We start from the raw sequence: 11,978 nt of genomic DNA, 5'->3' as shown, positions 1-11,978 counted from the left end.
GGATTAGTACTGGGCCGAGAGGCTGAAGAACACGCGGGGATCTTTGTTGCCCTGGGTCAGGACGTCGGAACTCATGGGCTTGGCCACTTCGATCGTGGCGTACAGATTCTTGGTCAGGTTGGCGCGCATGCCGGCGCCGTAGGAGGACAGCTTGGCGCGCGTCAGCGGCGCGCTTTCGCTGCGCGACCAGATGTGGCCGCCGTCCACGAACGTGTAGACGTGCGCGCCGCTGGGCAGGAAGCGGTCGGTGGAGATGGCATAGCGCAGTTCCAGCGACGCGGCCACGCCCGAGTCGGCCGACATTTCGCCGTCGTCGTAGCCGCGGCCGAAGTTGGGGCCGCCCAGGGCGAATTCCTCGCTGGCCAGCAGCGGGCTGGCGCTGTACTGGCCGGCGAAGGTGGCCACCAGGCTGAAGCGGTCGGACAACTGCTGCAGGCGGGTCAGTTCGGCGGTGAGCTTGAGGAAGTCCGGGCGGCCCTTGGCGCGCGAGGCCAGCTCGTTGCCTTCCTTGGAGGCGCCCATCGCGTCCAGGCCCTGGTGCACGGTGCCGCGCACGGCGGTGATGCCATTCCAACTGTCGGTGCGGTCATAGCTCAGGCCGGCGCGCAGCACGCGCAGGCGGTCGCGCGTGAAGGGGGTTTCGACAATGTCGGTGGCGACGTTGCGCACGTCGAGCATGCCGAAGGCGCGCAGGTTCTCCAGGCGCGACCGGATCAGCGGATGGGTGACGGTGGCCGAATAGGCCTGCACGTCGCTGGCGACGTTCAACGGAGCCAGTTCGCGGCCCGGCTCGCTCTTGGCGTAGCTGGCGGCCACGTCGACCGTCGTGCCGCTGTCGGACACCAGCATGTTGTAGTTGGCGCCCACGGCCTTGCTGCGGTAGGCCGGGAAGCCCACGCGGCCGGTCAGGGTGAGACTGTCGGCGCGGCCGCCGAACGAGTTCAGCGTGACCTGGCCGGTCATTTCGCTCCAGCCCAGGTAGGGCGAGGCGCGGTTGTCGATGCCCAGGCGCGCGTCGACCGCCTTGCGTTCGCTGCGCACCACCAGCACCGAGCCGCCCACTTCCGTGGGCGAGGCTTCCAGCGAGGCGCGCACGGTCAGGCCGTTCAGGTCGTTGGCGAGCAGCAACTGGCGCTCGACTTCCGCCACGTTGATGGGACGAACGCCGCGCAGGCGCTGCACCAGCTTCTCGACCGCCGCCTGCGCCGGGCCGATGTCGCCGTCATATTTGACGTCGGCGATGTAGCCCTCGACCACCATGATGCGGAAACGGCCGTCATCGATAGTCTGCGCCGGCACGATCACGCGCGTGGTGACGTAGCCGTCGTTGCGGTAGCGCAGCTCGAGCTCGTTGGCCACCTTGAAGGCGTCCGCGACGGTGATCGTCTTGCCGACCAGCCCCTGGTAGAGCGGGCGCAGCGAATCGGCCGGGTAGCGGGTCACGCCTTCCACGCGCATGTCGGTCAGCGTGAAGGTCAGCTTGTCGGCGCCGGCGGGCGCTTCCGTGGCGCCGCCTTGCTGCACCGTCACCGGCGGTGCGGCGGGGGTGCTTTCCGGCAGGACGGGTTGCGGCAACTGGCGGCCGGGTTCGGCGCCTGACGGCAGGCGCAACTGCACGTTCTGGGCGGCAACCGGCCCGGCGGCGAGCGCCAGCACCACGGCGGCAAAGCCGGCGCGTAGGGAGAAAGGGGGCTGGCGGAGGACGGCGGGGCGGGGTTGGGCTGGACGGCGCATGGATACGTAAGTGATGATTCGTTACAATCAGAATTAAACGAAGCTATTTGATATATTTCGTAAACATCAATAAACGGAATTTCTAAAGTTCTTTACAACTCCCCGACACTGCGGGATTCTTGGCCGGGCAATGGCATCCTTGCGGATGCGTCAGAAGAGGGAGCGTGCCGGCGTGGTGTCCAGGTGTCGTCGCGAGGTCGTCATCGCGAGTCGTTGCGGGGGGTCAGGTCGACGAAGAACCCACACTTCCGGCAGATTGCTCAATGTAACAAACACTATCATGTGTGAATAATGATTGCGATTGAGAGGTTTGCCGGAATGCACGGCACGTTTGCCAAAAGGAAAAATATTCACAAACCCGGCATGGTTTCGTCGCTTGTTACCAACGCGCCCCTGCCTCGGCATGAAAGAATGCGCGGCATGAATGACGCCGCTTCCCATCCGCTTATCCCGGGCCAGCTTGCCGGCTTGCGCGTGCTGGTCGTCGAGGACCGGCCCGAGGACCGCATGCTGCTGGTGGATTTCCTGACCAGCCAGGACTGCCGGGTCTACGTGGCCGAGGATGGCAACGACGGCTACCGCAAAGCGCAACTGGTGCAGCCGGACATCATCCTGATGGACGTGAACATGCCGGGCTGCGACGGCCTGGCGGCCTGCCGGCTGCTGAAGGCCGATCAGGCCACGCGCGCCATTCCGATCATTTTCCTGACCGCCGCCGCCCTGCCGGCCGAGCGGGTGGCGGGGCTGTCCGCGGGCGCGGTCGATTACGTCGCCAAGCCGTTCGATTTCGAGGAAGTGCGCCTGCGCCTGCTGATACATCTGCGGGTGGCGCCCGTGCTGGCCGCGACGCCGCCCGCCAAGCCGGCCGAGGACGGGGCGTCGTCCGCCGCCACCGGCGCGTCGCTCGACGGCGTGCTGTTCCGCGCCGCGCGCAAGCTGCTGCGCGAACGGCTCGACCACACGCCCGAGCTGGTGGCCCTGGCCCAGGCGCTGGGCACCAACGCCCGTCGGTTGAACCAGGCTTTCCGCCGCTGCGCGGGCACCACCGTGTTCGAGTTCCTGCGCGAAGAGCGCATGCGCGAGGCGCGCCGCCTGCTGTGCGAGACCGGCCTGGACATCCAGGCCATTTCGCAGGCGGTGGGGTATGGCAACCGCGGCAATTTTTCCACCGCTTTCCGCGAGCGTTTCGGCATGGCGCCCACCGCCTTGCGCCAGGAGCAGGATCCCCATGCCTGACCGTCGCCTGGGCTGGCTGGCCTGGTTGCTGTGGCTGGCCCTGTCTTGCCTGAGCCTGCCCGCGCGCGGGCAGGATGCCCAGCCCGTGATCGATCTGAGCACCGTGGGCGGCACCCTGCCGCTGGTCGGCGAGCTGCGGGGCATCGAGGACAAGGCCGCCGACCAGCAAGCCAGCCAGGTCCTGGACGGCGCCTGGCAGCCGGTGACCGCCCGCTGGCTCAACCGGGGGTATTCCGCCTCGGCGTTCTGGCTCAGGCTGGAGGTCAGCAATACCTCCGACCGCGCCCAGGAGCGCTGGCTTTCGTTCGGCGTGCCGCGGCTGGAGGACGTGCGCTTCTATCTGTTCGCGCCGGGGCAGCGGCAGCCTTCCGGCATTCTGCTGGCGGGCAACCGCGAGCCGCTGGCGCGGCGCGAGGTGCCGGCCACGGTGTCCGTGGTGCCGCTGCGGCTCGAACCGGGCCAGCGCATGACGGTGCTGGTGCGGGTGCAGAGCCGTTCGGCCATCAGCATGGAGCCCACCCTGCGCACGCCCGCGGCCTTCGTCGGCGTGACCCAGCGCAACACCATGGTGGTGGCGCTGCTGATCGGCGCGCTCATGATGGTGGGCCTGTATGCCGGGGTGCTGGGCGCGGCCCAGCGCGATCCGGTCTACCTGCTGCTGTCCTGCGCCATCTTCGTCGAAATCCTCTACAGCCTGTCGTTCCAGGGGCTGCTGTATCGGTATGTATTGACCGGCGGCGGCGAACTGGTGCTGCGCGCGCCCAGCGTCCTGGCGACGTTGGCGGCGTCGCTGTTCGGGCTGATGGCGATGCTGTTCGCCGACCTGCATCGGGTGCGCATCTGGCGCCGGGTCTATCTGGCGCTGATCGCCGCGGGCGTGGCCGGCGCGGTCTGGGCCGCGCTGGGCGACTACCGCGAAGCGGCGCAGGCGCTGATCGGGCTGATCTTCCTGTGGGCGCTGGTATGGCTGGTGTCCATGGCGGACGGCTGGCGCCGCGGCCATGCCAATGCGCGCATCTTCCTGCTGTCGTTTGCGATCTATTGTTCCTGCCTGTTCCTGCGCGTGGCCTATATCCAGGGCCTGCTGCCGGGCCGCTGGATCGGCGGGCCGGAAGTCGCCTGGGATCTGCTGTCTGTGTCGCTGATGCTGGCCGTGCTGCTGCATGGCCGTTCGCGCCAGCATCGCCAGGAACGGCTGGCGGCCCAGCGCGAACTGGCGCAGGCGCGCGAACGCGAACACCAGCGACTGGATCAGGCCGTCACCGAGCGCACCCAGGCGCTGCAGGCGGCATTGATCCTGGCCGACGAGGCCGGCCGCGTGCGCCAGGACTTCCTGGCGCGCATCAGCCACGACCTGCGCACGCCGCTGACCTCGATCATCGGCTTCGCCGACCTGATCCAGGCCGGCGGCCGCGACGACGCGCCGCGCGGCGCCGTCATCCGCCGCAGCGCCGACCACATGCTGGGCATGGTGAACGACCTGATCGACTATGCCGCCGGCGCGGGCGGCCAGGCCCTGCGCCTGGCGCCCGAATACGTGCACGCCCTGCTCGACGCCGTGGCCAAGGAAGCGGCGCCGATCGCGGCGCGGCAGGACAACCGCTTCGACCTGCGGCTGTCGGACACGCTGCCCGCCGTGCTGGAGATGGACGGCAAGCGAGTGCGGCAGGTGCTGTCCAATCTCATCGACAATGCCGCCAAGTTCACGCGCGGCGGCGTGCTGACACTGACGGCGGACTATGCCGCTCCAGGCGCGGGCGAAGCCACGGGCTGGTTGACGCTGTCGGTGCGCGATACCGGGTGCGGCATCGCGCCCGCCGACCGGCAGCACATCTTCGAACCGTTCCAGCGGCTGGGCGCGGCCGAGAGCCAGCCCGGCGTCGGGCTAGGCCTGGCCATCGTCCAGCAATGGGTGCAGCGCATGAATGGCCGCATCCACGTCGACAGCGAAGTCGGCCAGGGCACCACCATCAGCGTGTCGCTGCCGGTCAGGCAGGTGGACGAATCGGGCGTGTCGCATCACTACATCGCCGCCGCGGCGCATGTGCTGCCCCAGCTCGACGGATCCGGGCGTCGCATCTGGCTGGCCGAGGACACGCCGGAAATCCGCGAGTTCCTGGTCGAGGAACTGGCCAGCCTGGGCTTTCAGGTGGAAAGCGAGGCGGACGGCCGCGGCATGGTGGCGCGCATCCAGGCCGATAACGCGCGCCGGCCCGACCTGATCCTGACCGATCACCGCATGGAAGGCGCCGACGGCTCGGCCGTGCTGCGCGCGGCCCGCGCGCGCTGGCCGGACCTGCCGGTGGTGGCGGTATCTGCCACGCCGCAGGAGACCGCGGCCCTGGACGGCGTCGGCTATGACGCCAGCCTGCTCAAGCCCATCAATCTGGTCGAGCTGCGCCACTTGCTGGGCCGGCTGCTGCATCTGCCGATGCCTTCGACGGCCGGCGAGCCGGCCCCGGCGCCGTCGCCGATGCCGCGCCTGTCGCGCGCCGAACTGGAACAGGTGCGGCGCCTGCTGGACATCGGCGGCATTTCGGACCTGATGGATTGGGCGCGCGCCGTGCAGGCGCGCGATCCGGCCTTTGCGGATTTCAGCCAGCAGGTGCAGCGCCTGGCGCGGCTGGGCGATCTCGCGGCCATCGGCGAGCTGTGCGAGCGCATGCCGGTGGCGTGAGCCGGCGCCGCGTCCTACCCCAGCCGCATCGACAGTTCCACGTCGCCGCCGAAGGGCGTCGACAGGTAGCCCGACGCCGGCGAGCGCACCCGCGCCAGGTATTCCGGGCAATGGTCGGCGTTGTCCGCCACGATCAGCGCGCCGGGCCGCAGGCGGTCCTCCAGCAATGCCAGGACGTCCGAATAGAGCGCCTTGGCGCCATCGAGCAGGACCAGGTCGATGTGGTCCGGCAGCCCGGTGGCGAGCGTTTGCAGCGCGTCGCCCTGGCGCAGTTCCACCAGGTCGGCCAGGCCGGCTTCGGCCAGGTGGCCGCTGGCCAGCGAGACCTTGGAAGGCTCGAATTCGGTAGTGATCAGCCGGCCGCCGCCGTTGTCGCGCAGCGCCGCCGCCAGGTGCAGGGTCGAGATGCCGAACGAGGCGCCGAATTCGATGATGGAACGGGCCTGTGTGCTGCGCGCCAGCATGTACAGCAGCGTGCCGGTCTCGGGAGACACGGCCAGCGGCAGGTCCTTCATGCGGCCGTAGAACTCGCGGTATTCGGTCTTGCTGCGCATCAGCCGCGCCTGTTCGGCGTCGGACATGTTGGCCAGGGCGGGGTCGGCACTGGCCCAGGAGGCCTCGGCCTGCGTGAACAGCCGGTCGAGCAGCGGGGCCAGGGGAGCGGAAGTCAGGGTGTTGGTCATGGTGATGCGTTTCCAGTCGGGGGGGCAAGGCGGCCGGGGCGATGCCGCGGCCTGTGGGATGAACGCCCTCCAGCGGCGCGAAAGCGTCGGCGTTGAAGGGGCGAGGGCACCGGTTTAGAATACGACGAATTCGTCGCATTTCCCTATTCGCATTTCGCGCGCCGCCATGACCACACGCCGCAGCACCCGGCTTTCCGAGAGAAAACAGCCGCAGCAGGCCCGTTCGGCCGAGCTGGTCGCGGCCATCCTGCAGGCGGGGGCTCAGGTTTTGGCCAAGGAGGGGGCCACGCGCTTTACCACTGCCCGCGTGGCCGAGAAGGCCGGCGTCAGCATCGGTTCGCTCTATCAATACTTCCCCAACAAGGCCGCCATCCTGTACCGGCTGCAGACGCAGGAATGGCAGCAGACGTCCGACCTGTTGCGACGCCTGCTCGAAGACACCCGCCACGCGCCGCCCCGGCGGCTGCGCAACCTGGTGCATGCCTTCGTGCGCTCGGAATGCGAAGAAGCCGTGATGCGCGTGGCCCTGAACGACGCCGCGCCGCTCTACCGCGACGCGCCCGAGGCGCGCGCCACCAAGGAAGAGGGCGGCCGCATCGTGCTCGCCTTTCTCGGCGAGGCCTTGCCTCAGGCCAGCGACGCCACCCGCGCGCTGGCCGGCGATCTCATCACCCACACGCTCAGCGCCGTCGGCAAGCAGTTCTCGGAAAGCCCGCGCACCGAGGCCGAGATCGAGACCTACGCGGACGCGCTGGCCGATATGCTTTGCGCGTATCTCGACAGCCTGGCGGGCGGCGCCGGTCCGGCGCGCCGGCAGGCCCGCAAGTAGTCCCTGACACCTTCCTTCCGTAATGCAACCTTCTACGACTGACAACATGACCGCCTCCCTTCCCGTTGCCCTGGTGACCGGCTCCACCTCCGGCATCGGCGCCGCCATTGCCCGGCGCCTGTCGCGCGATGGCTATGCCGTCGTCCTGCATTCGCGCCAGTCGGCCGAGGCGGGCCGGGCGCTGGCGGCCGAACTGGGTGCCGCTGTTTACATTCAGGCCGACCTGGCCGTGGACGCTGACCGCGTGCGCCTGGTGCGCGAGGCGGTGGCGGCGTGGGGCCGGCTGGACGTGCTGGTCAACAACGCCGGCGTCAGCCGCGTGATTGCCCATGGCGACCTGGCCGCGGCCACGCCCGAGGTCTGGCACGAGATGCACGAGGTCAACGTGGTCGCACCGTTCCGCCTGGTGGCCGAGGCGCAAGCCGCGCTGTCGGCGGCCGCGGCGCGTGGCCGGCCGGGTTGCGTGGTGAATGTCAGTTCGCATGCCGGCGTGCGGCCCAAGGGCGCGTCGATTCCCTATGCGGCGGCCAAGGCGGCGCTGAACCATGTGACGCGCCTGCTGGCGGTGTCCCTGGCGCCGGATATCCGTGTGAACGCGGTGGCGCCCGGACTGGTGGATACGCCGATGACGCAGGATTGGACCCAGGCGCAGCAACTGTGGCGCGAACGGGCGCCGATGCGGCGCGCCGCGCAGCCTGACGACATCGCCCAGGCGGTGGCGGGGCTGGTGCAGTCCGATTACCTGACCGGCGAGATCCTGTTGTCGGACGGCGGCCTGAACCTGACCTGACGCGCGGCCATGGGCGCGGTCAGGCGTCTGTTTCGGATAGTGGCACGCCCGGCACCCCGCGCCGGATGTTGCGCGAATACCGCGCCGCGTCCTGCGTGGCCCGGGCCCGTTCGGTGTAGCGGCCGGCGTCGCGGTACGCCTGCAAGCTGTCCGCGCCCGCCAGGGCCCCGAGCCGGTACAGATATTCCGGCAGGTACCCGGACAGCAGCAGGCGGTAGTCCAGCGGCAGGCCCGGCACGATCTTGTCGGCCAGCCGGTACACGATGGTGATGCAGTTGGCCGTGAGCGTGTTGTAGAAGCGCGGCTGGCGCCGCAGGCGCGTGGCCGTGTCCACGTACGACAGCAGCAGTTTGCGCGGCGCGCCGGCCGGCATGCGCACGCGGTAAAGGTAGCCGTCCTCGCCGCGCACGTTGGTGCGCACGCGCAGGCTGTCTTCCTCGGCCGAGGCCAGCACCGACAATTCGTACTGGCGAAAGAATCCGCCGATCTCCGAGAATGTGTCATTGCGCTTGCGCCGGATTTCCACCGAGAACACCACATACTGGCCATCGGTGAACCCGAACGACACCAGCGCATGCGCGATCGCCGGCCGGCCCCAATACGACAGCGCCAGGTCCACCGAGGCCAGCTTCGACAGATCGTAGCGGCGGGTTTCCCAGCGCGCGTCGAAGTCGGTGCGCGAACGCCAGTCGAAGTTGCGCACGTTATGCAGCGTCAGGCGGTCGCCGTCCACCTCGCCGTAGGTGGTGCGGGCCACTTCCGGCATCCAGTCGCGATCGTTGGATGGCCGCATGCCCCAGATCCACCAGGCCAGCAGAATCAGCAGCATTGCCGCGAACACCGCCGCGGGCAACCGATATCCCCAGGCCAATCCGGCCAGCGCGGCGGCGGCCAGTGCCAGCCAGGCCAGCGGCGCCAGCACGCGCACGCGGCCCCCGCCGGGCGACTGGAACCACAGCGCCAGCGCGCCCCACAGCGCGCCCGCGATCACCACGGCCGCCAGCAGCCCCGTCATGACTGGGTCTGGGCGTTGCGGGCGACGGCCTCGCGGTCCTGGCGGCGCCAGCCGGCGCGCAGCGCGGCGATCTGGCGCAGCGCCGCCTGCGACATCTTCCACCAGCCGAACGGGCGCGGGTCGGCCAGCATGCTGAGCGCGCGCGCATAGTCCAGCGTCAGGCCCGGTGTCCAGGCCATGGTCAGGGCGCGCTTGCGGATCTGCGCCGCCACCCATAGCTCGGGCGTGAACAGCAGGCGCCACATCACCCCCCAGCCGGCATCCGGGCCATGCAGGCGGCCGACCACGCCATCCAGCGCCGCTTCCAGCGCGGCCGAGACCGAGCTGGAACAGTTGCGGTGGGTCAGGTTGTAGATCTCGGTCTTGCGGTATTCGTCCCAGAAGGCCGCCAGCTTGGCCGCGTCGTAATTGCGGATGCGCACCTGCATGGTCGACGGGCACCAGGCCTGGGACTCGGTGGCGTAGTCGGGCTGGTACACGCCGGGCACGTTGTTGTCGGCGGTGGCGCGCAGCAGCGTGCCGAACTGTTCGGGCGAGTGGTCGATTTCCACCGCGGGGTACAGGCTGATGTAGATGCCTTCGGGCGATTCGAGCGCGGCATGGCCGGTGGACACGACGCCATTGATGTCCACGGCCGCGATGTAGCGGTCGACCACCGGGTAGTGGCGGGTCTCGGTCCTGGCCGAGCCCGACGGCGTCCATACATGCACGGTCAGGGCGCGCTCGCTGGCCTGGGGCGGGCCATCGAACACTTTCTGCGCCGGGCCGTCGGCGCGCGTTGGCATGAAGGCGGGGTCGGGATTGGCGGCCAGCGCCGGGTTGGCATCGAGGCTGCGCACGCGGCGCGCCAGCCACAGCAGCTTCACACCCGAAATCGCCAGGAACAGGCCGATGCAGTACGGCACCGTGCCGACGTAGTGGGTGGGGTAGGGCTGGAAGAAGAAGATTGCCAGCAGCACCTCGGCCACGCCCGAGGCGAACACCACACGCCAGCGCTGGTAGCGCACCACGTAGGCGGCGATGCACTGGATCAGCCCGTCCACCAGGAACAGCAGCCCGAAGATCATCGACAGCACGAAATGCCCGTGGTGCTGGCCCGCCAGCACCAGCGTGCCGGCCGCCAGCACGAACACGCCCTTGGTGTAGCGCAGCACACGCTGGCCGCCGACCCCCGACTTGGCGATCGCCAGGGTGGCGATGCCTTCGACCACCAGCAGCGCGGCGAAGAAATTCAGCGGGAAATAGAGCGCGTTATCGAGCGCGTCGATGAAGACGAACGCGCCGGCGGCCAGCATCAGCCAACCGCCGATCATCAGGGCGCGGGCGCGCTTGTGCAGATAGTCGACACCAAGCAGCAGCAAAACCAGGTGGCTCATGGGGGCGCAGTCTCCATGCAAGGGTGCGATGCCACGTAGGGCGGATATCGCATGCAGGGTACCGCGAGCGCGTCCCGGTCGTCGAGTCGCGGCTGCCCGCGCCGGCGCCTGGCGGCCGGCTCGGGCAAGGACGCGTCAGGCCAGGGCCGGGACCGCGCGCGGGCGCAGCGTGGCCAGCACCCAATAGACGCCGCCGCCGATTCCCACGCCGAAGAACCAGCCGTAGGTGGCCCACCAGGCCGGCAGCAGGTCGGTGAAGTTGGGCAGGATGGTCGAGAACACGCTGCCGATGCCGGTGGCGATCAGCGCGTTGATGTTCCAGCCGCCCTGGTAGCGGTATTCGCCGTGCTCGTCGTACAGCGCCGCGACATTGATGCGGCCCTTGGCCACCAGGTAATAGTCCACCAGGATGATGCCGAGCAGCGGCCCCATCGTGGCGCCGATGGCGTTGACGAAGTGCGCCGCGCCGCCTTCCCACGGCGCGAACGGATACAGCACCAGCGCGATCAGCGCCGCGATGTAGCCGCCGCGCTTGAAGTCGATGCGCTTGGGGAACACGTTCGAAATATCGAACGCGGCCGACACGAAATTCGCCACCACGTTGATGCCCAGCGTGGCCACCGCGAAGGTCAGGGCGGCCAGCAGCGCCAGCACCCAGCTATCGAACTTGGTGGAGATCTGCTCGGGGTGCAGCAGCACTTCGCCATAGACCTTGTAGGCGGCGATGGTGGTGACGCCCGCCACCAGCGAGAACGCCACCAGGTTCACCGGCAGGCCCCACAGGTTGCCGCGCTTGACGGCCTGCCTGTCGCGGGCATAGCGCGAGAAATCGCAGAAGTTCAGGTACAGCGCCGCGAAGTAGGTGATCCAGGTGGCGCCCACCGCCATCAGCGCCCAGAAGCTGCCCGGCGCGCCGTTCACGCCCGCGTCGCGCGTCTTGTCGAGCAGCACGTCCATCGGGATGCCGTGGTCCAGGCTGAAGCCGCCGGCCTTCACGCACAGCCCCACGGCCAGCACCAGCATGGCGATCCACACCGCCGGGCCGGCCCAGTCCTGGAAGCGGCGCACGGTCTCCATGCCTTTCTGGATGATGAGCAGTTGCAGCGCCCAGATGCCGACGTAACAGATCAGCTCCAGCCCCGAATGCCCCAGCCATTGCGTGTTCTGGTGGAAGGCCAGCAGGCTGTCGTTGCGCACCAGCAGCGCCACGATGGCGCCCGAGGCCGCCGCCGTCTGCGCGCCGTACCAGAAACAGGCCACCACCGCGCGCACCAGCGCCGCCAGGTTGGCGCCCCAGATGCCGAACGAGGCGCGCGCCAGCACCGGGTAGGGCACGCCGGTCTTTTCGCCGGCATAGCCCATCAGGTTCATCAGGAAGAAGATCACCAGCGAGCTCAGGCCGATGGCGATCAGGAAGTTGACGAAGCTGCCGCACAGCAGGAACAGGCTGGCGGCCAGGTAGTAGCCCCACAGGCTGTGCACGTCCGAGGTCCAGACGTTGAAGATGCTGAAGGCGCCCCAGCGGCGCTCCTTGGTGGGGGCCAGGTCCTCGTTGTAGAGACCGGGCGACGGATTTCGGATATCGATGGCGAGCTCCCTGGCCCACGTGTGGGCATGGCCGTAAAGGAAGCCGGGCCG

The 11,978-nt window shown here is 69.0% G+C and carries 9 protein-coding genes; 4 read left to right on the top strand and 5 right to left on the bottom strand.

What is annotated here, in order from left to right; genetic code table 11:
• Positions 1 to 3: 3 nt before the first annotated feature.
• Complete coding sequence (locus ACUDCK_RS16765; protein ID WP_175166794.1) at positions 4 to 1,659, bottom strand: ShlB/FhaC/HecB family hemolysin secretion/activation protein; 1,656 nt, start codon at positions 1,657 to 1,659, stop codon at positions 4 to 6.
• 486 nt (positions 1,660 to 2,145) lie between these two features.
• On the opposite strand from ACUDCK_RS16765, the gene ACUDCK_RS16760 reads away from it, so the two are divergent.
• Together ACUDCK_RS16760 and ACUDCK_RS16755 are read left to right on the top strand one after the other, a co-directional pair.
• The gene (locus ACUDCK_RS16760) at positions 2,146 to 2,970 is read left to right on the top strand and encodes a response regulator transcription factor (RefSeq protein WP_081273577.1); all 825 of its coding nucleotides are present in this window, start codon (positions 2,146 to 2,148) and stop codon (positions 2,968 to 2,970) included.
• The gene (locus tag ACUDCK_RS16755; RefSeq protein ID WP_175166795.1) at positions 2,963 to 5,647 is read left to right on the top strand and encodes a hybrid sensor histidine kinase/response regulator; all 2,685 of its coding nucleotides are present in this window, start codon (positions 2,963 to 2,965) and stop codon (positions 5,645 to 5,647) included. The genes ACUDCK_RS16760 and ACUDCK_RS16755 overlap by 8 nt, the downstream gene beginning before the upstream one ends.
• Positions 5,648 to 5,661: 14 nt before the next feature.
• Here ACUDCK_RS16755 and ACUDCK_RS16750 read toward each other — a convergent pair whose 3' ends face one another.
• A complete protein-coding gene (locus ACUDCK_RS16750) occupies positions 5,662 to 6,330 on the bottom strand; it encodes an O-methyltransferase (RefSeq protein ID WP_175166796.1) in 669 nt (222 codons plus the stop codon).
• A 166-nt stretch (positions 6,331 to 6,496) separates the two neighbouring features.
• Here ACUDCK_RS16750 and ACUDCK_RS16745 point away from each other — a divergent pair, with 166 nt between their 5' ends.
• Positions 6,497 to 7,159: a TetR family transcriptional regulator gene (locus tag ACUDCK_RS16745; protein ID WP_063584180.1), complete on the top strand. Its 663-nt coding sequence runs from the start codon at positions 6,497 to 6,499 to the stop codon at positions 7,157 to 7,159.
• 46 nt (positions 7,160 to 7,205) lie between these two features.
• Positions 7,206 to 7,949, top strand: a complete 744-nt coding sequence (locus ACUDCK_RS16740) for an SDR family NAD(P)-dependent oxidoreductase (RefSeq protein WP_175166797.1) — start codon at positions 7,206 to 7,208, stop codon at positions 7,947 to 7,949.
• Between the two features lie 19 nt (positions 7,950 to 7,968).
• On the opposite strand, the gene ACUDCK_RS16735 is transcribed toward ACUDCK_RS16740, so the two are convergent.
• The 3 genes from ACUDCK_RS16735 to ACUDCK_RS16725 form a co-directional block, all read right to left on the bottom strand.
• Positions 7,969 to 8,964, bottom strand: a complete 996-nt coding sequence (locus ACUDCK_RS16735; protein WP_175166798.1) for an Lnb N-terminal periplasmic domain-containing protein — start codon at positions 8,962 to 8,964, stop codon at positions 7,969 to 7,971.
• Positions 8,961 to 10,340: an HdeD family acid-resistance protein gene (locus ACUDCK_RS16730; protein ID WP_064527084.1), complete on the bottom strand. Its 1,380-nt coding sequence runs from the start codon at positions 10,338 to 10,340 to the stop codon at positions 8,961 to 8,963. Before ACUDCK_RS16730 ends, ACUDCK_RS16735 begins: the two co-directional genes overlap by 4 nt.
• A gap of 135 nt (positions 10,341 to 10,475) precedes the next feature.
• Positions 10,476 to 11,927: an NCS1 family nucleobase:cation symporter-1 gene (locus tag ACUDCK_RS16725; protein WP_054502434.1), complete on the bottom strand. Its 1,452-nt coding sequence runs from the start codon at positions 11,925 to 11,927 to the stop codon at positions 10,476 to 10,478.
• Between the last annotated feature and the right edge of the window lie 51 nt (positions 11,928 to 11,978).

It is taken from the genome of Achromobacter sp. CF-sbj1-Ac2-l (genome assembly GCF_052698165.1).
Note: the sequence above shows the minus strand (reverse complement) of the source record. Positions and strands in the feature narration are given on the sequence as shown.

Excerpts from the sequence above, each read along its gene's own strand:
- ACUDCK_RS16735 (WP_175166798.1), bottom strand. The coding sequence starts at position 8,964 with ATGACGGGGCTGCTGGCGGCCGTGGTGATCGCGGGCGCGCTGTGGGGC.
- ACUDCK_RS16760 (WP_081273577.1), top strand. The coding sequence starts at position 2,146 with ATGCGCGGCATGAATGACGCCGCTTCCCATCCGCTTATCCCGGGCCAG.
- ACUDCK_RS16745 (WP_063584180.1), top strand. The coding sequence starts at position 6,497 with ATGACCACACGCCGCAGCACCCGGCTTTCCGAGAGAAAACAGCCGCAG.
- ACUDCK_RS16755 (WP_175166795.1), top strand. The coding sequence starts at position 2,963 with ATGCCTGACCGTCGCCTGGGCTGGCTGGCCTGGTTGCTGTGGCTGGCC.
- ACUDCK_RS16730 (WP_064527084.1), bottom strand. The coding sequence starts at position 10,340 with ATGAGCCACCTGGTTTTGCTGCTGCTTGGTGTCGACTATCTGCACAAG.
- ACUDCK_RS16750 (WP_175166796.1), bottom strand. The coding sequence starts at position 6,330 with ATGACCAACACCCTGACTTCCGCTCCCCTGGCCCCGCTGCTCGACCGG.
- ACUDCK_RS16740 (WP_175166797.1), top strand. The coding sequence starts at position 7,206 with ATGACCGCCTCCCTTCCCGTTGCCCTGGTGACCGGCTCCACCTCCGGC.